This is a genomic window from Ruegeria sp. AL7 (genome assembly GCF_056536105.1).
In genome coordinates this window covers 711,248-732,653 of sequence record NZ_JBQFJF010000001.1, presented here as the reverse complement: position 1 = coordinate 732,653, position 21,406 = coordinate 711,248, and the positions used below count along the sequence as shown (strand labels likewise).

General features: G+C 57.8%; 20 protein-coding genes. 16 read left to right on the top strand and 4 right to left on the bottom strand.

What is annotated here, in order from left to right; translation table 11 throughout:
* Positions 1 to 43 precede the first annotated feature (43 nt).
* Together ndk and ACR3E2_RS03645 are read right to left on the bottom strand one after the other, a co-directional pair.
* Entirely contained in the window at positions 44 to 466 is a 423-nt protein-coding gene (gene ndk / locus ACR3E2_RS03650; RefSeq protein WP_480481255.1) for a nucleoside-diphosphate kinase, read from the bottom strand.
* A gap of 115 nt (positions 467 to 581) precedes the next feature.
* The gene (locus ACR3E2_RS03645; protein WP_480481257.1) at positions 582 to 1,784 is read right to left on the bottom strand and encodes a multidrug effflux MFS transporter; all 1,203 of its coding nucleotides are present in this window, start codon (positions 1,782 to 1,784) and stop codon (positions 582 to 584) included.
* 107 nt (positions 1,785 to 1,891) lie between these two features.
* On the opposite strand from ACR3E2_RS03645, the gene ACR3E2_RS03640 reads away from it, so the two are divergent.
* From ACR3E2_RS03640 to ACR3E2_RS03590, 11 genes are all read left to right on the top strand, one after another.
* Positions 1,892 to 3,742, top strand: a complete 1,851-nt coding sequence (locus ACR3E2_RS03640; protein ID WP_480481259.1) for an ABC-F family ATP-binding cassette domain-containing protein — start codon at positions 1,892 to 1,894, stop codon at positions 3,740 to 3,742.
* A complete protein-coding gene (locus tag ACR3E2_RS03635; protein WP_480481261.1) occupies positions 3,739 to 4,131 on the top strand; it encodes an ACT domain-containing protein in 393 nt (130 codons plus the stop codon). Before ACR3E2_RS03640 ends, ACR3E2_RS03635 begins: the two co-directional genes overlap by 4 nt.
* On the top strand, positions 4,128 to 4,748 hold the full coding sequence (locus ACR3E2_RS03630; RefSeq protein ID WP_480481263.1) for a MarC family protein: 621 nt from the start codon (positions 4,128 to 4,130) through the stop codon (positions 4,746 to 4,748). The genes ACR3E2_RS03635 and ACR3E2_RS03630 overlap by 4 nt, the downstream gene beginning before the upstream one ends.
* Positions 4,749 to 4,789: 41 nt before the next feature.
* Entirely contained in the window at positions 4,790 to 5,371 is a 582-nt protein-coding gene (locus ACR3E2_RS03625) for a retropepsin-like aspartic protease family protein (protein ID WP_480481265.1), read from the top strand.
* 48 nt (positions 5,372 to 5,419) lie between these two features.
* Positions 5,420 to 6,040, top strand: coding sequence for an ImuA family protein (locus ACR3E2_RS03620; RefSeq protein WP_480481267.1), 621 nt, complete (start codon positions 5,420 to 5,422; stop codon positions 6,038 to 6,040).
* Positions 6,041 to 6,102: 62 nt separating this feature from the next.
* Complete coding sequence (locus ACR3E2_RS03615) at positions 6,103 to 7,317, top strand: MFS transporter (RefSeq protein WP_480481269.1); 1,215 nt, start codon at positions 6,103 to 6,105, stop codon at positions 7,315 to 7,317.
* Positions 7,314 to 7,910: a YceI family protein gene (locus ACR3E2_RS03610; RefSeq protein WP_480481271.1), complete on the top strand. Its 597-nt coding sequence runs from the start codon at positions 7,314 to 7,316 to the stop codon at positions 7,908 to 7,910. The genes ACR3E2_RS03615 and ACR3E2_RS03610 overlap by 4 nt, the downstream gene beginning before the upstream one ends.
* Before the next feature lie 80 nt (positions 7,911 to 7,990).
* Positions 7,991 to 9,211: an MFS transporter gene (locus tag ACR3E2_RS03605; protein WP_480481273.1), complete on the top strand. Its 1,221-nt coding sequence runs from the start codon at positions 7,991 to 7,993 to the stop codon at positions 9,209 to 9,211.
* 206 nt (positions 9,212 to 9,417) lie between these two features.
* On the top strand, positions 9,418 to 11,136 hold the full coding sequence (gene metG, locus ACR3E2_RS03600) for a methionine--tRNA ligase (RefSeq protein WP_480481275.1): 1,719 nt from the start codon (positions 9,418 to 9,420) through the stop codon (positions 11,134 to 11,136).
* Positions 11,137 to 11,385: 249 nt separating this feature from the next.
* Positions 11,386 to 12,543, top strand: coding sequence for an efflux RND transporter periplasmic adaptor subunit (locus tag ACR3E2_RS03595; protein WP_480481277.1), 1,158 nt, complete (start codon positions 11,386 to 11,388; stop codon positions 12,541 to 12,543).
* Positions 12,544 to 12,546: 3 nt separating this feature from the next.
* Positions 12,547 to 15,684 carry an efflux RND transporter permease subunit gene (locus ACR3E2_RS03590; protein ID WP_480481279.1) on the top strand — a complete coding sequence of 1,046 codons (3,138 nt, stop codon included), beginning with the start codon at positions 12,547 to 12,549 and terminating at the stop codon, positions 15,682 to 15,684.
* A gap of 42 nt (positions 15,685 to 15,726) precedes the next feature.
* Here ACR3E2_RS03590 and ACR3E2_RS03585 read toward each other — a convergent pair whose 3' ends face one another.
* Positions 15,727 to 16,272 carry a DUF2087 domain-containing protein gene (locus ACR3E2_RS03585; protein ID WP_480481281.1) on the bottom strand — a complete coding sequence of 182 codons (546 nt, stop codon included), beginning with the start codon at positions 16,270 to 16,272 and terminating at the stop codon, positions 15,727 to 15,729.
* Between the two features lie 194 nt (positions 16,273 to 16,466).
* Positions 16,467 to 18,053 carry a glycerol-3-phosphate dehydrogenase gene (gene glpD, locus ACR3E2_RS03580; protein WP_480481283.1) on the bottom strand — a complete coding sequence of 529 codons (1,587 nt, stop codon included), beginning with the start codon at positions 18,051 to 18,053 and terminating at the stop codon, positions 16,467 to 16,469.
* Between the two features lie 179 nt (positions 18,054 to 18,232).
* Here glpD and ACR3E2_RS03575 point away from each other — a divergent pair, with 179 nt between their 5' ends.
* The 5 genes from ACR3E2_RS03575 to ACR3E2_RS03555 all read left to right on the top strand — a co-directional run bounded on the left by ACR3E2_RS03575 (position 18,233) and on the right by ACR3E2_RS03555 (position 21,402).
* Positions 18,233 to 18,994, top strand: coding sequence for a DeoR/GlpR family DNA-binding transcription regulator (locus ACR3E2_RS03575; protein WP_480481285.1), 762 nt, complete (start codon positions 18,233 to 18,235; stop codon positions 18,992 to 18,994).
* Between the two features lie 107 nt (positions 18,995 to 19,101).
* Entirely contained in the window at positions 19,102 to 19,257 is a 156-nt protein-coding gene (locus tag ACR3E2_RS03570; protein ID WP_209595994.1) for a DUF5993 family protein, read from the top strand.
* A gap of 10 nt (positions 19,258 to 19,267) precedes the next feature.
* Positions 19,268 to 19,837: a disulfide bond formation protein B gene (locus ACR3E2_RS03565; RefSeq protein WP_480472351.1), complete on the top strand. Its 570-nt coding sequence runs from the start codon at positions 19,268 to 19,270 to the stop codon at positions 19,835 to 19,837.
* A 35-nt stretch (positions 19,838 to 19,872) separates the two neighbouring features.
* Positions 19,873 to 20,235, top strand: coding sequence for a DUF3302 domain-containing protein (locus ACR3E2_RS03560; protein ID WP_267366156.1), 363 nt, complete (start codon positions 19,873 to 19,875; stop codon positions 20,233 to 20,235).
* A gap of 21 nt (positions 20,236 to 20,256) precedes the next feature.
* The gene (locus ACR3E2_RS03555) at positions 20,257 to 21,402 is read left to right on the top strand and encodes an HlyD family secretion protein (RefSeq protein WP_480481287.1); all 1,146 of its coding nucleotides are present in this window, start codon (positions 20,257 to 20,259) and stop codon (positions 21,400 to 21,402) included.
* The last annotated feature ends 4 nt before the right edge of the window (positions 21,403 to 21,406 follow it).

The following is a 21,406-nucleotide window of genomic DNA, read 5'->3' as shown; positions in this document are numbered from 1 at the left end:
CCAACCAAGGATGCGGCCCCAATCTGTCGGCAATGGCTGTGGCTTAGCCGACCAGCTCAATGCCCGAGAAGAAATATGAGATTTCAACCGCTGCGGTTTCCGGAGCGTCCGAACCGTGGACCGAGTTTTCACCGACCGATTCCGCGAATTCGGCGCGAATGGTGCCGGGGGCTGCGTCTGCAGGGTTGGTTGCGCCCATGACTTCACGGTTCTTTGCAATGGCACCTTCGCCTTCCAGAACCTGAACAACAACCGGAGCCGACGACATGAATTCGCACAGTTCGTCATAGAACGGACGTTCGGCATGAACGTCATAGAACTTGCCAGCCTGAGCTTTGGTCATGTGAATGCGCTTTTGCGCCACAATGCGCAGGCCAGCTTCTTCGAACTTGGCGTTGATCTTGCCGGTCAGGTTGCGGCGGGTTGCATCGGGTTTGATGATCGAGAATGTGCGTTCCAGTGCCATGTCGGCCTCTCCTTATAATGTGACGCGGGACCCGCGCCGAAATCCATCGCGCGCCGGGTATCACGGACTTTGGCCCATGAAAAGTGTAATGATGCCTTGCCCGTGGCTTTGCAATTCAGATTGTGTCCGGCAAAGGGTCGACGCGGTCCAGTCGACGGACGTAAAGCACCGCCAGTAAGCCAGCAAAGCTACACGCCCACATCATGCCCAGTACCAGATACGGCCCATTTTCGGGGCTAACGAACGCGCCGGTCATTGAGGTCAGAACAGCGCCCAAAGCCACGATCATTGCCCCCGACAGCCCTGCCGCGCTTCCTGCCAGTCCGGGGCGTACTGACATGACGCCAGCCGCGGCATTGGCATTGGTCAAACCGTTGCCAAAGCCGACACAGATTGCCGAGCCGAAGAAGACCCAAACCGATCCCAGATCAGCGAGAAACAGCATCAATCCACAAAACGGCCCGGTCGAGGCCACGATCCGCCCCGACAAGATCATCGTCGTCAGCCGCGTCCGAGCCGCAATCCGACCGGTGACAAAATTGCCAACCATGAACCCGCCGGTGATGATGCCAATCCCCAGCCCCAGCGTTGCTGGGCTCAGGTCGAACCACGCTGCAGCAACCAGCGGCGCACCGGTGATAAAGCTGTAGAACCCCCCAATCGAAAACGCCGCGCATAAGGCGTAACCCCAGAACCTGCGGGCACGGAACAGGTGTGGATACTCGCGCAGTTGGGCACCAAATGTGGAAGAGCGGTTGGTGTTGGTCTCGCCCATGTCGAACCAAAGCAGCACCAGCAACCCTGCCCCAAGCAACGAGTACAGGACAAACCCCGAGCGCCAACCAAAAAGCATATCCAGCGCCCCACCCAACATCGGCCCAAGCATCGGGGCCAAAGCCATGGCCATTGCGACGTAACCGAGTTTGCTTGCCGCCTCATTCGGTGCGTAACGGTCTCTGATCGACGCGCTGGACAGGACCGAGCCCGCGACGACAGCAGCCTGAAGCAGGCGGAAGCCAAGAAAAACCCAGATCGATCCGGCCAATGTGCATCCGACCGACGCGAGGGAAAATATTGACATACAAATCAAAAGGATAGGCCTGCGCCCAAAGCGATCCGATAACGGGCCCATGATCAGTTGCAACACTGCCGAAATCGCCAGATACCCCGCGACCGACAGGTTCATTAGGCCGTAATCCACGGCGAAATCTTCGCTCATATGCGCGAGCGACGGCAGGAACATGTTGAGCGTCAGCACCGACAGCGCCGTGGCAAAGATCAACGTGATCAGGGATGGAGGCGTCCGGGCCGCGCGCATGTGGAAAACCGCTTCAATAAGCAAACGAGACAGCGCTAACACATTGCTTGACGCTTGAAAACGCCAAGCCGCTGGCGGCGGCATCACACCTCTGCTAAGAGCGCCCCATGTTACGGATCGAAGACATCACCTATGCCGTTGAAGGCCGCCCATTGTTTGATGGTGCCAGCGCAACCATACCAGACGGTCACAAGGTTGGCCTTGTGGGCCGGAATGGCACGGGAAAGACCACGCTTTTTCGCCTGATCCGCGGGGAGCTGGCGCTGGAATCGGGCAATATTGCGGTCCCCAAGCGCGCCCGCATTGGCGGGGTCGCGCAAGAGGTCCCCTCGTCCAACGTTTCGCTGATCGACACTGTTCTGGCTGCCGATACCGAACGCAGCGCCCTGATGACCGAGGCTGGCGACGCAACGGATCCCACGCGAATTTCCGAAATTCAGACCCGGCTAGCCGATATCGACGCCTGGTCAGCCGAGGCGCGCGCAGCCTCGATCCTCAAGGGGTTGGGGTTTGACGACGCAGACCAATTGCGCCCCTGCTCGGATTTTTCCGGTGGCTGGCGGATGCGCGTGGCCTTGGCGGCGGTTTTGTTCTCGCAACCGGATTTGTTGCTGTTGGACGAACCGACCAACTATCTGGATCTTGAAGGCGCGCTATGGCTGGAAAGCTATCTGGCGAAATATCCGCACACGGTCATTATCATCAGCCATGACCGGGGCCTGTTGAACCGTGCCGTAGGGTCGATCCTGCATCTGGAGGATCGTAAACTCACCTATTACGCGGTGCCTTACGACAAGTTCGCGGAACGGCGGGCGGAACGTCTGGCGCAGGCGGAATCGGAAAACGCCAAAGCCAAGGCCCGCATCGCACACCTGCAAAGCTTTGTGGATCGCTTCCGCTACAAGGCGTCAAAAGCTGTACAGGCCCAATCGCGCCTGAAGATGATCGAACGCATCCAGTTGGTCTCAACCCCGCAAGAGGCCGCGCTGCGTGCGTTTTCCTTCCCCGAACCCGAGGAGCTGTCGCCGCCGATCATCCAGATCGAAGGCGGCGTCACCGGCTATGGCGAGATCGAAGTACTGCGCCGTCTGAACCTGCGCATCGATCAGGATGACCGCATCGCGCTATTGGGTAAGAACGGTCAGGGCAAATCCACCCTGTCCAAACTGCTGTCAGACCGCCTGCCCCTCATGGCGGGTAAGATGGCCCGCAGCAACAAGCTGCGCATCGGGTATTTCGCTCAGCATCAGGTGGACGAGCTTTATGTGAACGAAACGCCACTGGACCACCTGCGCCGCCTGCGCCCGGACGAGGCGCCTGGCAAGTGGCGCTCGCGTTTGGCGGGGTTCGGCCTGAACGCAGCTCAGGCGGAAACCGAGGTTGGCCGCCTGTCGGGTGGGCAAAAAGCACGCCTGTCGCTGCTGCTGGCCACCATCGACGCACCGCATATGCTGATCCTCGATGAACCGACGAACCATCTGGATATCGAAAGCCGTGAGGCGCTGGTCGAAGCACTGACCGCCTATTCCGGCGCTGTCGTGCTGGTCAGCCACGACATGCACCTTCTGTCGCTTGTTGCCGATCGGTTGTGGCTGGTCTCGGACGGTACGGTCAAATCTTATGACGGTGACCTTGAATCCTACCGGGCCCTTTTGCTGGCGCGTGACAAGCCGGTGAAAGAAAAGCCGCAAACAGAGAAGCCCAAACGTACCTCGCGCGATACCATGCTGGCACTGCGGGCGGACCTGCGCAAATGCGAGGACCGGGTCGAGAAACTGACAGAGATGCACGACAAGCTCGCGGCAAAACTGGCCGACCCGGCTTTATACGAGGACGACAAGATCAACGATCTGGAAACCTGGAACCGCAAATTCGCCGAGGTGGTCGAGGCCATGCAAAAAGCAGAAGCGCTTTGGATCGCCGCTGCCGAGCGACTGGAACAGGCAGAAACGGTATGAGCGATCCCGTTGTTGAAACCAAAGCGATGATCGCGGGAATGCACCCCGAAATTCAACCCGACGAATTCGCATTTGTGGTCTGGCCCGAAGATATGGACTGGCCCGACGGGACACGCGCCAGTTATGTCGAGGCCGAAGGGCTGTCTTTAATCGTTCCGATTAATTGTGCACCAAAAGAGGCGGTCGCTATGCGTTGTATCACGCTTCAAGTGCACTCCTCGCTCGAAGGCGTGGGTCTGACCGCTGCGGTCTCAGAGGTGTTGGCACAGGCCGGAATTCCGGCGAACATGGTTGCGGGCTATCACCACGATCATGTTTATGTTCCCTCCGGACGGGCCGAAGACGCCCTAAAAATTTTGAAACATCTGCAACAGAGTAGCAAAGAGTGATTGACACCGCATTTCTGATCACTGCGTTCACAACGCTTTTCGTGGTTCTTGATCCACCGGCGCAAACGCCGATTTTTGTGGCCCTGACCCAGAACATGGATTGGCACACGCGCCGCTCTGTCGCGATACGCGCATGCCTGACGGCAGGCGGCATTCTGGCCATGTTCGCGGCCTTTGGCGAAGCGTTGCTGGGTTTTGTCGGCATCTCGATGGAGGCGTTTCGCGTTGCGGGAGGTGTTCTTCTGTTTCTGACCGCGCTCGACATGCTGTTTGAACGCCGGACCAAACGTCGTGAAAACAGTGCCGAAGAAGAAGAACATCCGGACCCGTCGGTGTTTCCGCTGGGCATCCCACTGATTGCAGGACCCGGTGCGATTGCCACCATGATCCTGCTGGCCGGTCAACATCCCGGCATTCAGGGTCTGGCGGTTGTCATCGGCGTTATGCTGGTCGTTCTGGCAATGGTTTTTGTGATGTATCTTACATCCGGGGCCGTGGCACGGCTTTTGGGGAAAACCGGGCTGAACGTGTTGACCCGGCTTCTTGGGATGCTGCTGGCTGCATTATCTGTTCAGTTTATTCTTGATGGCCTCAAGGCCTTTGGATTCGCATCTTAAGCCCCCATATTAACAAGGTTAAGGGGATTTCCGGGAACCGCATGGACAGTTTCGATATTGGACGCCTGATCTATCTGGCCCTGCTGGGGGCGGCGCTGCTGATGTGGTTTGTCACGCATAATCGGCAGTCGCTTGGCAAGACGTTTCAGCAGGTCATGGCATGGGTGTTCATTTTTGTCGGGGTCATTGCACTGGTCGGTCTGTGGGAGGATATTCGTTCCTCGGTCGCTCCCGCGCCGCAGATGAGTGTCACCGGTAACTCGGTTGAGGTTCCCCGCGCTTATGATGGCCATTATTACCTTCCGGTTCTGGTGAATGGTGAGCTGATCACCTTTCTTGTCGACACCGGTGCCAGCCAGATCGTGTTGAACGCGCGGGATGCCAAACGGGCAGGCATTGATCCCGATCAGCTGAACTATTTCGGGCGCGCCTTGACTGCAAACGGTGAGGTGCGTACCGCGCCGGTGCGGCTTGAGACCCTGACGATAGGACCCATTACGGATCAGAACGTTTCGGCCTGGGTCAACGAGGGCGAACTGGATAAGTCTCTTTTGGGGATGGAATATCTGCACCGTTTTTCAAGCATTCAGTTTGCGGATGGCAAGCTGATCCTGTCCCGTTGATGCTCCTCACCTCTTGAGAACAAAAGTGGAACATGATAGCTTGCGGGCATGTCTGCTCAGCTTCTTGGTCCCAAACCTGCACGTCAGATCCCGGGGATAAATCTCCATTCGCAGATCACCCTGCAACCGGGTCGCGTGCACGAGGCTTGCGGCCCCGCCCGACGCAGCTTTGCCATCTGGCTGGCCGGTCAGACACAGGGTCCCGTGCTGTGGATTTCCCCCGCGTGGGAGCCCGCCCAACTGAACCCCGACGGAATGATGGCCTTTGCTGATCCGGCGCGTTTTCTGTTCGTCCACCCCACCCGCGCCGAAGATCTGCTATGGTGTATTGAAGAGGCGCTGCGCAGCGGGGCCATCCCGCTGATCATAGGCGACCTGCCCGGCGCGCCGGGGCTGACGCCGGTGCGGCGGATGCATCTGGCCGCAGAACAAGGCGGTACGATGGGCCAAGCCCCGCTTGGCTTGCTGCTGACGCCCGGTGATGGCGGCGCACAAGGGGTTGAGACACGCTGGCACATGGCCGCCGCCCATCAGGGGGATGCCAGGCACTGGACCCTGACCCGCCGCCGCGCCCGCGCCCTGCCCCCGGTCAGCTGGCAGGCCACTCAGACTGCTGCCCGCACCGGTCTGCACCTGAAACGCATTGAAACAGAGGACATTCTGACGTGAAGCCGCAAGGATCACGCAAGATGTGACTCGCCAAACTCCGGATCGCACCCTAGCGTCGCCGCATGCGCCATCCGATCCATGACAGCCGCTATTCCTGGATTCGCCTTCTGATCACGCTCGCCATCGCAACTGTGGCGAATGTAGGGATGTGGGCGGTCATCGTGGTCATGCCTACTGTCGAAGCAGAATTCGGCGCCAGTCGCGCTGAAGCCTCGATGCCATATACGCTTACGATGATCGGATTTGCGCTGGGCAATATGTGGCTAGGACAACTGGTGGACCGGCTGGGCGTGACACGCGCCCTGATCGGCGCCGCTGTATTAAGCGCCTTCAGCTATCTATTGGCAACGCTGGCCCCGAATATAACACTACTATCTGCGGCGCATCTGCTGGTCGGGCTGGGAACGTCGATCGGGTTTGGCCCCTTGATCGCCGATATCTCGCACTGGTTCATGAAGCGGCGTGGGTTCGCCGTCGCATTGGTGGCCAGCGGAAACTATATCTCTGGCGCAATCTGGCCCACCCTGCTGTCCGGCATTCTGTTACGGGATGGCTGGCAACAGGTCTACCTGACATTGGCGCTATTGACGCTGCTGGTTGTCATCCCCCTGTCCTTGCTGTTGCGTCGTCAGGTCCCGGTCGAAGCACACAGCACAGCCGCGGCCACAGCCCGGATCAACGCGCGCACTGTCGGCGTTTCACCACGCGTGTTACAGTACATCCTTGGCCTGGCTGGTATTGGATGCTGCGTAGCGATGTCCATGCCACAGGTCCATATCGTGTCGTATTGCGTCGGGCTGGGATACGGCCCCGCAGTGGGGGCCGAAATGCTATCGCTGATGCTGCTAGGTGGCGTCGCCAGCCGTATTCTCTCGGGCCTGTTGGCCGACCGTCTGGGCGGCGTCATGACGCTCTTGATCGGCTCAGTCTTGCAGTGCATCGCCCTGTTCCTGTTCCTGCCATATGACGGGATGGTCTCACTTTATGTGATCAGCTTGCTGTTCGGTCTGGCACAGGGTGGCATCGTGCCCAGCTACGCTTTGGTTGTCCGTGAATACATGCCGCCGCAGGACGCCGGGGCGCGGGTCGGATTCGTCCTGATGATGACCATCCTTGGCATGGCGCTTGGCGGATGGATGTCAGGCTGGATTTACGATGTCACCGGAAGTTACCAACTGGCCTTCGTCAACGGAATTCTTTGGAACGGTTTGAACATTGCCATCGTTCTGATGTTGATCAAAAGATCCCGCCCCAGACGGGACACGGTCATGGCGTGACACACCTGACCCGCCGCTTGGTGCTTGCAGGGATGGTGGCTCTGCCTTTGGCCCGTACGGTGCAAGCCGCGTTGCAGCCATACATTTTGTCAACGAAAGCCACCGTGGTTGGTTTTACCTTTGATCTGTCAGGTATCCCTCAGACCGGATCAATGCCGATTCGGCAGGCGGACGTACAGATTGACATACACCGCCTGCAAAACAGCCGGGTCACGGTGGTGCTGGATGTCAACAAGGCCAGAACACGCTTGCCCTTTGCCCGCATGCCGATGCTCGGCCCCGGTGTTTTGGGCGCCGAAACCTACCCGACAATTCAATTCGTATCGACTGACATTCAATTGGGGGCCGATGGGCGCATGTCGAATGGTGCTCGTGTCACGGGGGAACTGAGTATCCGAGATGTGACGCACCCCATAACTTTGGATGCCAACCTATACCGCCAGCCCGGAACAGCCGCGAACGACCTCAACCGCCTGTCCATAGGTTTGACCGGGACATTGAACCGGCACGATTTCGGTGCCTCGGGTTATCCCGATCTGGTAGGACAAAACGTCGGACTGGACATACGTGCCGAGATCATTCGTGCAACCTAATCGACAAAAAGCAAAAAACGACTGGATAAAGTCGAATAGTTGCGCGCATTGTCCGGTGACGCCGCCTATCTGAGAAAACCATGCGCACGATCATTTCATTTGCCGCCCTGTTTCTTTCGGTCATTCTGCTTCAGCTTTCAACGGGCGGCGTCGGGCCACTTGATGCCATTTCCGGGATCACCTTAAGCTTTTCGACCGAACAGATCGGTATGCTGGGTTCAGCGCATTTCCTTGGCTTTTTCATAGGTTGCTGGTGGGCGCCGCGTCTGATGGGCAGTGTCGGGCATTCCCGCGCATTTGCCGTATGCACAGCGCTGGGCGCGATGGGGTTGATCGGGCACACCCTGACAGACAATCCTTATGTATGGGCGGCGTTGCGCATCGCCTCGGGCACATGTGTGGCAGGTAGTTACACCGTCATCGAAGCCTGGCTGAATGCAAAAGTGACCAATGAGACACGTGGACGAGCCATGGGCACCTATCGCATCGTCGATATGGGTGCCTCGCTGAGTGCTCAGTTGATCATCGCCGTCCTGCCACCCGCCTCGTATGTTTCCTATAACCTCTTGGCGATCCTTTGCTGCGCCTCATTGCTGCCGCTGACACTGACACGCGCAAGTCAGCCGAAGACGCCCGACGCCCCGCGCCTGCGCCCGAAACTGGCATGGCACAGTTCGCCGTTGGCCGTTGCGGGCGTCATTGTTTCGGCACTCAGTTCAGCATCTTTCCGAATGGTCGGGCCCGTCTACGGTCAGGAAGTCGGGTTGGGAGTGGATCAAATCGCCTTCTTCCTCGCCTCTTTCGTTCTGGGCGGGGCGCTGGCGCAGTATCCGATGGGATGGCTCGCGGACAAATACGACCGGCGCTGGGTCTTGATCTGGCTTTCGGTCGCGGCGGTACTAAGCTGCGGGGTCACAATGGCGGCAAGCGACACGGGAACCGTCGGTGTCATGCTTGCAGCGGCGCTTTTTGGGTTCACGACATTCCCAATCTTTTCGGTGTCATCCGCACATGCCAACGATTTTGCGACAACCGAACAAAGGGTCGAGTTGTCTGCCGCCTTGATGTTCTGGTACGCGCTGGGGGCTATTGCGTCACCCTATATCACGTCAACACTGATCCAGGATTTTGGACCCAGCGCGCTGTTTGCATTTGTCGCGGTCGGCCACATATTCCTGATCGGCTTCGGCCTGGCCCGGATGCGGTCGCGTCCAACACCCGCGGAGAGAACCAATTACGTCTACGCACCGCGTACATCCTTTACGGTCGGAAGGTTGCTGAAACGCGCCCGCGAGGAATGAAAAGCGGACCCGCAGCCCTGCATTGCGCAGAGTCTGCGTATTGGCTGACCACAATCTGACCGGTTGACAACGGCCATCGGCGGCTGGGTCGCCCTATCAGGCGCGCGTTACAAATCAGAGTTATTCCAGTCATCTACGAAACCGGGCTTTTGCTGAGCGGTGACTTAGGTTAGACGAACGCGCAGTTAGATACGCGGAAACGGAATATGGCTCGGATTCTCATCACCTCGGCGATCCCTTACATCAATGGGATCAAGCATCTCGGCAATCTGATCGGCTCGCAACTGCCTGCCGACTTGTATGCACGCTACCAGCGTGGCCGGGGGAACGAGGTCATGTTCCTGTGTGCCACCGACGAACACGGCACCCCGGCCGAACTGGCCGCTGCCAAAGCTGGAAAGCCGGTGGCCGAGTATTGCGCGGGCATGTACGAAATTCAGGCCGACATCGCCAAGCGTTTTGGGATGAGCTTTGACCACTTTGGCCGCTCATCCAGCGAGCAGAACAAAAAGCTGACCCAACATTTCGCCGGGAAACTGGATGCGGCCGGGTTGATCCGCGAGGTCACGGAAAAGCAAATCTATTCCAACGCAGATGGTCGCTTTCTTCCCGACCGCTATATCGAGGGCACCTGCCCCAATTGCGGGTATGAGAACGCACGTGGCGACCAGTGTGAAAACTGCACCAAGCAGTTGGATCCGACCGACCTGATTGAACCGCGCTCGGCCATTTCGGGCTCCACCGATCTGGAAGTGCGTGAGACCAAGCACCTCTATCTGCGCCAATCGGCGATGAAGCATCAGCTGGATGCCTGGATTGACAGCAAAACTGACTGGCCGATCCTGACCACATCCATTGCCAAGAAATGGCTGCATGATGGCGACGGGCTGCAAGACCGGGGGATCACCCGCGATCTGGACTGGGGCGTTCCGGTCAAGAAAGGCGAACAGGACTGGCCCGGTATGGAAGGCAAGGTGTTCTATGTCTGGTTCGATGCGCCGATTGAATACATCGCCTGTGCCAAGGAATGGGCGGATTCGACCGGGAAACCCGATTCCGAGTGGGAACGCTGGTGGCGTACCGATAAGGGTGCGGACGATGTGCGATATGTCCAGTTCATGGGCAAGGACAACGTGCCGTTTCACACGCTTTCTTTCCCCGCCACTATTCTGGGGTCGGGCGAGCCGTGGAAAATGGTCGACCACCTGAAATCCTTCAACTACCTGAATTACGACGGCGGCCAGTTCTCGACCTCGCAGGGGCGTGGCGTTTTTATGGATCAGGCGCTCGAGATTCTGCCAGCCGACTACTGGCGGTGGTGGCTGCTGAGCCATGCGCCGGAAAGCAGCGACAGCGAGTTCACGTGGGAGAACTTCCAACAATCGGTGAACAAGGATCTGGCCGATGTTCTAGGCAACTTCGTCAGCCGCATCACCAAGTTCTGCCGCTCGAAATTCGGTGAGGTGGTGCCCGAAGGCGGTGACTTTGGCGAGCGTGAGAACGCTCTGATCGACGAACTCACCAAACGCGTCCGCGCTTACGAGGCGCATATGGAAGCAATGGATGTCCGCAAGTCGGCTCAGGAACTGCGTGCCATCTGGGTGGCTGGCAACGAATACCTGCAAGCAGCGGCACCGTGGTCAACCTTCAAGGAAGACCCCAAACAGGCCGCTGCACAAGTACGCCTGGGCCTGAACCTGATCCGGTTCTATGCCGTGCTCAGCGCGCCGTTCATCCCTGATACCTCGGCCAAGATGCTAAGCGCCATGAACACGCTCGACACCAGCTGGCCGGAAGACGTGGCCGCAGCGTTGAACGCGCTACCCGCGGGTCACGACTTTACCGTGCCAGACGTTCTGTTCGCCAAGATCACAGACGAACAGCGCGAAGAATGGCAGGCAAAATTCGCCGGTAAACGCGGCTGACCGCCCTGATATTCGAAAGCTCGAACGGGGGCCGTTGGCCCCTGTTTTCGTTCGGCACCTCGGAACGGGCCGACACCTAAACCAGCTTAGTTGCTGTAATTTTTGGCGTCATCGCAAACCACCTCGGGATTCATCGCGCTTGAGAATTCGTGGCAAACAAGCCATCCTGCAAACAAGTTTTGTCGACTCGCGCGTTTGTGACCGCCGGGATGGACACCAATTGTTTCTGAAATGCACGAGGCTTTCGCCATGTCCCAAGTTTTCCCTTTTCTAACTCAGGTCCGCAATCCAATCGCCACCGCATTATTGCTGATATCCCTGGGACTGGCCCAACCTGCAACTGCACAGGACGAAGGGGCGGCACCGAAAGTTACGATTGCGGCCGCCTACACCGAGGAAATCACCGACGAGGCTTCCTTCATAGGGCGCGCTCAGGCGATCAATAAGGTCGATATCGTGGCCCGCGTGAACGGTTTTCTCAACAGCCGGAATGTCGAGGATGGGGCTACGGTCAAGGAAGGCGACCTGTTGTTCACCATCGAACCTGACCTTTACGAGGCGACATTGGAGGCCCGAAAAGCCGATCTGAACCGGGCCGAGGCTAATCTTGAGTTGGCCAAGGTGGACCTGGCGCGTAAGGAAGAGCTTTACAAGCGCGACGCGACACCTGAATCCGAACGCGACATCGCGCGGGCCAACGAACTGGTCGCCGAGGCTCAGGTCAAGGCCGCAAATGCAGCGATCCAGCAGGCCGAACTGGACCTCAGCTATACACAGATCCACGCGCCTTTTGATGGACGTATAGGCAGCATCACCACCAGTGTCGGTGATGTGGTCGGCCCGACCAACCCGCCGCTGGTGAACATTGTAAGCGAGACGCCGATCTATGTGAATTTCTCGCTCAACGAAAAACTCTTTACTTCGGTTCTTCAGACCGTTGGCGCAAATTCCGCTTCTCTTGCGGACAGCCCGCAAAGCCCCAATGTGCATATCACGCTGCCAAATGGAACAAAGCTGGATGAAACGGGCAGGATCGTATTTGTTGACAATCGTATCGACCCGTTGACCGGCGCGATCACAATGCGCGCCCAGTTCGAAAATGCCGACCGTTTGATCCTGGACGGTGCATTCGTGAATGTGCAGATCGAAGCGTTGCAACCGACCTTGCAAGTTCTGGTGCCGCAAGCTGCGCTGCAACGCGACCAGCGCGGTGACTTTGTGCTTGTAGTAAACGACAAACAGATGGTGGAGCAGCGATACATCACCACAGGCAACACGGAAGGTACCGCCATCATCGTTACCGAAGGTTTGCGTGAAGGCGAAAGCGTGATTGTCGAGGGCCTGCAACGGGTCCGCCCCGGCGTGGCTGTTGACGCGGTCGTCGCCTCTGAACAGCCGGGAGAGTAATCGATGTTCTCAGCCCTGTTCATCAGCCGGCCAAAGCTGGCGTTTGTCATCTCGCTGGTGCTGACCATCATGGGTGGCATCGGTTATCTGGTGCTGCCGGTCGCGCAGTTCCCGGACATTACCCCGCCCGTGGTCAACGTCTCCACCAAATACACCGGCGCAAATGCGGAGACAGTGGAAAACACCGTTGCCGCACCGATCGAGGCGCAGGTCAACGGTGTGGACGACATGATCTACATGACGTCCAGATCGTCTGACAACGGCTCGTATTCGTTGGACGTAACCTTCGAAGTTGGCACCGACCCCGATATCGCCTCGGTCAACGTGCAGAACCGGGTGGCGCAGGCAATGTCGTCGTTGCCCGCCGAAGTGACATCTTCGGGCGTTGTCACACAAAAATCGTCGACCAATATGCTGATGCTGGTCACGCTGACCTCGCCCAATGGCACCTATGACAGCGTGTTTCTTTCCAACTATGCCTCAATCAACCTGCGCGATGCGCTGGCGCGTGTGCAAGGCGTGGGTAAGGCTGATGTTCTGACCAACCTTGAATACGCCATGCGGGTCTGGATGGACCCTGACAAGATGGCAGCCCTGTCCATCACACCAGGCGATGTAATCAACGCGATCCGCGAACAGAATATCGAAGTGTCCGCCGGTTCGATCGGTGCGCCACCTGTTCCCGAAGGCCAGACCTTTCAATACACGATCAAGTCCAAAGGGCGACTGACATCCGCCGAAGAATTTGGCGATATCGTGATCCGTACCGGAGATGCTGGCGCAATTGTCCGCGTAAGGGACATCGCCCGGGTTGAGCTTGGCGCACAGTTCTACTCGGCATCCGGCTATTTTCAGGCCGTGCCTGCCACCGTCATCGGCATCTATCAAGCCCCCGGCGCAAACGCCCTCGCCGTTTCAGAGCGCGTGCAGGCGGAACTGGAGCGGCTGTCCCGCGCATTCCCGTCGGATGTCGAATATGATGTCCCCTTCAACACGACCGACTTTGTCGAAGCCTCGTTGAATGACGTTGTTTCCACACTGATCCTGACCTTCACACTTGTGATCTCGGTCGTTTTTGTGTTCCTCGGCAGTTGGCGTGCCACGATCATTCCGGCGGTTGCCATCCCGGTCTCACTGATTGGCACGTTTGCTTTCTTGCTGGCCTTCGGCATGTCTTTGAACACGATCTCGCTGTTCGCACTGGTTTTGGCCATCGGCATCGTGGTTGATGACGCCATTGTCGTGGTTGAAAACGTCGAGCGCATCATCGCTGATGAGGGGCTGCCCCCGGCAGAAGCCACCCGTAAGGCAATGGGGCAGATCACAGGCCCGGTCATCGCGACCACGCTGGTTCTGTTGGCGGTTTTCGTGCCGGTGACATTCATGCCGGGCATCTCAGGGCGGTTGTACTCTCAGTTCGCTGTCACGATCTCGACCGCTGTTGTGATCTCGTCCATCAACGCGCTGACACTGTCACCTGCCCTGTGCGGGCTGGTCCTTAAGGCCCGCTCAGGGCCGCCCAAAGGGCTGCTTGCGCTGTTCGAAAACTTCATTGGTGGCGTTCGTAACTGCTATGTCGCTATTGTGCGCAAACTGCTTGTCTTTCCGGCTATCGCGCTGGCCATCGTGGTTGGTCTCGGCATGGGAACAGGGGCAATCATGTCGAACACGTCCGCCGGGTTCATCCCGCTGGAAGACAATGGCTATCTCTTTGTCGACGTGCAACTGCCTGACGCCGCGACGCTGGAACGGACCGAGGCCGTGACAAAGCGCCTTGATGACCAGATACGCGAGATCCCGGGTGTGTCCAGCACCGTTCTGATCAATGGCTTCTCATTGCTGAACGGCACAATCACCAACGGCGCTGCGATCTTCGTGAACCTCGACAACTGGAGCGAACGGCAGGAGGAAAACCTGAGCGCCGAAGCCATTTTGGCTAAGGTGCTGGCCATCGCGAATAATGAGACCGCAGCCTCGACCGTTGCCTTCAACCCGCCACCAATTCAGGGTCTCGGCATGTCGGCCGGGGTCGAGATGGAGGTGCAGCAAACCGGTGGCGGTTCACCGCAGGATCTGGCATCGGCTGTGGGGTCGTTTGTCTATTCGGCCAACCAACGACCCGAGATCGGGCAAGCCTATACGACATTCCGTGCCAACGTTCCGCAGCTGTTCGTGGATCTGGACCGCGAGAAAGCCAAGACACTGGACATCTCGGTGGCTGAAATCTTCCAGACCATGCAGGCCCAGCTGGGGTCGTATTATGTCAACGACTTCAACCTGTTTGGTCGCGTCTATCGCGTAATGATCCAGGCGGAAGGCAGCTATCGCGACAATGTCGATGACATTGCCAGCCTCTATGTGCGTTCACAGAAGGGCGACATGGTGCCATTGGGTACCCTGATTGACGTGGAAAACGTTTTGGGGCCGGTTCTGCTGAAGCGGCATAACCTGTTCCGGTCGGCAACGGTGACAGCGGTGCCAGCGCCGGGCCTGTCCAGCGGCGATGCGATCACAGCGATGACAGAGGTCTCTGCTTCGGCTCTGCCGCCGGGATACTCGTTCGAATGGACGGGAACGGCACAACAACAATTGGCGTCCGGCAGCTTGGTGATCGTCATTCTGGGGCTGGCTATCCTATTCGGTTACCTGTTTCTGGTTGGACAGTATGAAAGCTGGACTATGCCGGTCTCGATCCTGCTGTCTGTGGTCGTGGCCCTGTTCGGGGCGGTGGCCGCGGTTGCCATCGTTGGCAGTGACATCAACCTCTATACGCAGATCGGTATGATCATGCTGGTGGGCCTTGCTTCGAAGAACGGCATTCTGATCGTCGAGTTTGCAATGGAACAGCGCGCCAAGGGTCTTTCGATCAAGGACGCTGCCGTCGAGGCAGCTCATCAGCGGTTCCGCGCTGTCATGATGACCGCCCTGTCTTTCCTGCTAGGCGTCGTACCGCTGCTGGCTGCCAATGGTGCGGGTGCGGCCAGCCAAAAAGCCATCGGTGTCGCCGTGTTCGGTGGCATGTTGGCCGCGACGCTGGTTGGCGTAATCGTGGTGCCTGTCCTCTACGCTCTGATGCAAAGCATGCGCGAGTGGCTGAAAGGCAGTAAAAACGATCCCGGCCCTTCAGAAGAAGCGGCCTGATCCGATCAAAGCCCCGCCCATCAGCGGGGCTTTTTTCTGGTGTCAGTCTGATCTTTCCCGCCGCCGTTCAGAGAGTTCGCGGATCACCACCTTTGCCTCTGGTGTCGGTGCCTGCTCGACCCGGCGATAATCCGATCCATCCCGGTTCCGTGTCAGCAGCCCACATGAAATCATGGTCCGGCGCAGGGTTGCAGGGTCATCAAAACAATGTTCGGCATTGAGGCACGTGTTGACCTCACCCTCTTGCAGCACCGCGGCTGCCGGTACCGCAGACCAGAGCCCCCACAAAGACAAAGTCTGCACCGATCGTTTTGACGGCCATTGTCGAAGCCTGCCTTGTGCGTCGAACAGGTGCAATGTACGCTCAACCGTGCGCATTTCAGCAGCCGGTTGTTTCGGACGGGCCTTGATCCGCCTGGCAGCAGCACTGGTGGCGCGCATATGTTGCACGTTCTGAAACCCGGCGGCACGAGCGACCATATTCATCAGTGTCAGGTGCGACGGGCTGGAGTCGCCAAGCTGTTGGGACAGGGTGCGCACGAATCCGGTCAAATCATCGGCGTGCAAGGGTACAGGAGTTTTGCTCATCACAAATCCATATCGGGCGTTTGCGCGATCGTTGGTCGCTGACTTGACGAAACAACGCCCTGATGGTTGCGATAGTTTCACATACATTGGCAGGTTTAGCACTCTGGGTAAGAGCAGCGACGCCTCGGTGTCTGCCGACCGTGACCAACGGCTAGCACAACACGCATCACCCGCCAAGAGGATAGAAAGATGGATCAGGCCTTGCCGGGGGCCAGCCGTTCAGCCATCCAACCGTCGATCCGCGCGATCTGCTCCGCACTCAGTCGCAGGCCCAGCTTGTTGCGCCTCCAGACGACATCTTCGGCGGTCCGTGCATATTCCTTGTCGATCAGCCACGCGACCTCCCGCGCGGTCAGGGTTGCGCCAAAATCCTCACCCAGATCAGACAGCTGCTGCGCATCCCCAAGGACATCTGTTGCTTCGGTTCCATAGGCCCTGATCAGGCGTGCAGCCCAGGCGGCACCCAGAAACGGATACGCGGCCTGAAGCTGATCAGTCAGGGCTTCAACAGCGTCAACCGGAAAGTCACCGCCCGGCAGCGTCACACCGGCGGTCCAGGGGCCCGGCATATTCGGAAAAAATTCACCAACCTTCTCCAGAGCACTTTCCGCAAGCCGTCGATAGGTGGTGATCTTGCCGCCAAACACGTTCAATACAGGCGCCCCACCCTGCGCATCGACCTTCAGCGTGTAATCCCGCGTTGCGGCGGTGGCACTGCTGGCGCCGTCATCATAAAGCGGCCGCACACCGGAATAGGTCCACACAACATCTTCGCGGGTCACAGCGCGCTTGAAATACTTCGATGCGAAAGCGCACAGATACTCCTGCTCGGCCTCGGTACAGACGGGTTTCGTGTCAGGGTCTGGGTGATCCTGATCCGTTGTGCCGATCAGGGTAAAATCCTGCTCGTATGGTATGGCGAAAATGATGCGGCCGTCTTCGCCTTGAAAAAAATAGCACTTGTCGTGGTCATACAGCCGGGGCGTCACAATATGGCTGCCCCGAACAAGCCGAACACCCTCGCGTGAGTTGACACGGATCTTGGTCTGGATGATGTCACCGACCCAAGGGCCACCCGCGTTGATCAGCATTCTGGCCCGGACAAGACGGGTTTCGCCGCTGTTGCGATTACGAATGGATATCTGCCAAAGGTCGTCCACCCGCTCGGCCGAAATCACCTCGGTTCGCACCATGATCTGCGCACCGCGCGCCTCGGCGTCGCGGGCATTCAGGACCACCAACCGTGAATCTTCGATCCAGCAATCAGAGTATTCATAAGCCGTTTCGAACTTGTCCTGTAACGGGACGCCTTCCGGAGCCGATCGCAGGTTCAGTGATGTGGTGCCCGGCAGAATTTTGCGGCCACCCAGATTGTCATACATGAACAAACCCAACCGGATCAGCCAAGCCGGACGCCGCCCCCGCATCCACGGCATGACCGTACTGAGCAGCCGGGAGGTCGGCGTTTCCGAGTCAAACCGCATGTCCTTGTGGTAGGGCAGCACAAAGCGCATCGGCCAGCTGATATGCGGCATCGCGCGCAACAGGGTTTCACGCTCGATCAGAGCCTCACGGACCAGACGGATTTCGAAATACTCCAGATAGCGCAAACCGCCATGAAACAATTTCGTCGAGGCTGATGACGTGGCCGAGGCCAGATCATTCATCTCTGCCAAAGCAACTGACAGCCCGCGACCAGCAGCATCCCGAGCGATGCCGCAACCATTGATCCCACCACCGATGATAAAAAGGTCCGTTGTCTGAACGTCCGCTGACTGCATGCCAATGATTCCTTGTCAGGATGGATGATAGGCATTTGCCAGAACATCCTTCGTATGGTCAATGTTTATGTTCGATTTTTTTCGTTTTGCAACATGAACCTGAAATTTTCTAATACCTTCCTTGCAAAATCGGCCAAAAAGAACAAAAACGAAAGGAACACTTCAAGTTTGGAAACACCATGTCCCTATCTTTCCGCCAATCTGACATTCTGGACATTGCCGGGGCCGAAGGCCGCGTCACCGTTGACGGGTTGGCCGAAAGATTTGGTGTCACGGTCCAGACGATCCGGCGCGACCTGACCGAGTTGGCCGAGGCAGGTAAACTGGATCGGGTGCATGGCGGCGCGGTGCTTCGCTCGGGCGTGTCAAACATCGGCTATGAAGACCGCCGTGCCCTGAACGCCGACGCCAAGACCCGTATCGCACAGGCTTGCGCCACCGATATCCCCGACGGCGCATCGATCTTCATGAACATCGGAACCTCGACCGAGGCCGTGGCGCGGCAATTGCTGATCCACAAGAATCTGATGGTTGTGACCAACAACATGAATGTCGCAAACATTCTGATTGAGAACCCGGATTGTGAGGTCGTCATGGCCGGTGGCGTTCTGCGGCGCACCGACGGCGGGTTGATCGGAAATCTGACCGTATCGACCATTCGGCAATTCAAATTTGACCTTGCCGTAATCGGCTGTTCAGCTTTGGACACTGACGGAGATCTTCTGGACTTCGACTTTCAGGAGGTACAAGTCAGCCAGACCATCATTGCGCAGGCACGCCGCACATTTCTGGTTGCCGACCATTCAAAGTTTTACCGCTCGGCCCCGGCGCGCATCGCTTCTTTGGCTGAAATCGATGCGATTTACACGGATGCGCCGTTACCTGGCGATCTGCACCTGCGCGGTCAGGAATGGCAAACGGACATCGTCCTGTGTAACTAGCGGACATTAAGAATAGTCCCCAAATTACCGCGCCGCTTGCCAGATGCCACCCGGCCTGACACTATCGTTTGCATAAAGATATGTGCACGGGAGGGGAGCACCGGGCCATGATTGCGCTTTTATTTGCGTTACTTACTGCCACGATGGGGCTCAACTATTTCAACATGACGAAGGCAGGCAATGCGCTGTTCTTCCTTACGATAGCCCTGAGTATCTACTGGTTGAAATTCCACGCCACCAGTCAGCTGACAATTCAGCTTTGAGGGCCTCATCATGACACCCGAACTGTCACGTACACTAAACGCGATCGGAATGCTGGCCGTCAGTCTCGTTCTGGCGCTGGCGTTCTTCTATCAACTTGTCCTTTACGAACTGCCCTGCCCGCTTTGCCTGTTGCAGCGTGTCGGCTTTGTAGCCGTCGGCGTCGGGCTGGGCCTGAACCTGCTTTATGGCGCGCGACCGCAGCACTATGCCATCATGCTGATTGCAGCTTTGTATGGCGGCAGTGTTTCGATCCGGCAAATCCTGTTGCACATTGTGCCTGGAACCGGCCACTACGGATCGCCCGTTCTGGGGCTGCACTATTACACTTGGGCGGGCATCGCCTTTTTCCTTGTCCTGCTGGGTACTTCGTTCATGCTGCTGTTTGATCGCCAATATGACTCGGGCGCGGCCAGCGAGGTACGTTTTGGGGGAAACAAGCTGGCCAAAACCGCCTTCTTTGTCATGCTGGCACTTGCCGTACTGAACGCCGGTTCAACTCTGCTGGAATGCGGACCGGGCGTTTGTGATGACCCGCCCACGGATTACAAGTTGATTGACGAACTGAAAACGAATGATTGAGGATACCCTAACCTTCCCCTGATGGAGGCACACAAATGGGACTATTGGGCCAGCCGCTGGGCTATTATGACTATCTGACATTGGTCGCGCTGATCCTGCTGCTTGCAGCAGTTATGGCGCTGTTCCTGTTCATTATGGGCCTTCCGGGGCGGATCGCGATCAAACGTAATCATCCCCATGCCGAAGCCGTAAAGATCATGGGATGGATGGGGTTTTTGGCTGTCGTGCCTTGGGTTCACGCCTTCATGTGGGCTTTCCACGATGGCGTCACGGTCGATATTCGCCGCGGCCCGGACGAGGAAAAAGATGCCATCCGCGATGAAATCAAACGCCTGGGCGGTAGGGTCAAACCCGAATACCAGGATCGTCTGGACACAGATGACACACAACCCAGTTAAGACCGAAGGACCCTAATTCCTATGTTCGTCGCCCTCGGCATCACGCTGTTCTACATCATTTTCGTCTGGCTCATTTTTTTCAAGCTGGAATGGCTGAAGTTCAACATTGCCTGGGGCATTGTTTCGTTCTGGGTGGGTGCACACCTGCTGTTGATCTTCCTTGTGGCATTGCGCTTCTTTCAGCCGTTTTCAGCAGACAGCCACGTGGTACGTTCGACCATACAGATCATCCCCAAGCTGACACAGCCGACGATTCTGTCCGAGGTTCTTGTTGAACCGAATACACCGGTCGCAAAGGGCGATCCGCTGTATCGGTTCGATGATACGGTGTTTTCGCTGGCGGTCGATAATGCGCAGGCCCAGTTGGTGGCGGCACAGCAGAATGCCAAAATCCTTGAACAGGATGTCATTGCGTCGACCGAAGCTGTCGAACGGGCCAATGCGCAATTGGCCTATGCGCAAACCCAACAGGCGCGGTATGAGAATCTTGTTCCGGCCGGAGGCGCCCGTCAGGACGATCTGGATCGATGGAACGAACAGGTGACGGAAGATCAGGCCGCCCTCAAACAGGCTGGGGCCAACCTGACCAAGGCTCAACTGGCGCTGGAATCGCAGATTGACGGCGTGAACACGGGCATCCTTCAGGCGCAGGCGCAATTGGCCGAAGCCGAGTATTTTCTGGAAAACACAACAATCTATGCGCCTGAAAATGGCATGATCGTCTCACAGCAGGCCCGCCCCGGATTGGTAGTCGGTGACGTCCGGTTGGGTGCGATTGCCAGCTTCGTGACTGATGAAAGCCCTTATATCCTTGCCACATTCCGCCAGCAGAACCTGAAATTTGTCGAACCGGGACAAGAGGTCGAAGTCGCGCTTGATCTTTATCCCGGTGAAATCCTGACGGGCAAGGTCGAAGCGATCTGGTGGGCCACCCGTCAAGGGCAACTCATCCCGTCGGGCCGCCTGCCCGGTTTCGAGCTGCCCAAACTGCCCGGTCGGATTGCGGTTCAGATCACCGTCGATGTGCCGGAAGACCACATCTTCCCAGCGGGCGGCCATGCCGCTGTGGCAATCTATACAGGCCAGGGCAAAAGTTTTGAGTTTCTGAGGCGCATCAACATCCGCCTTTATTCCTTCGCCAACTTCATCCGACCCCTGGATATCTGAGGAT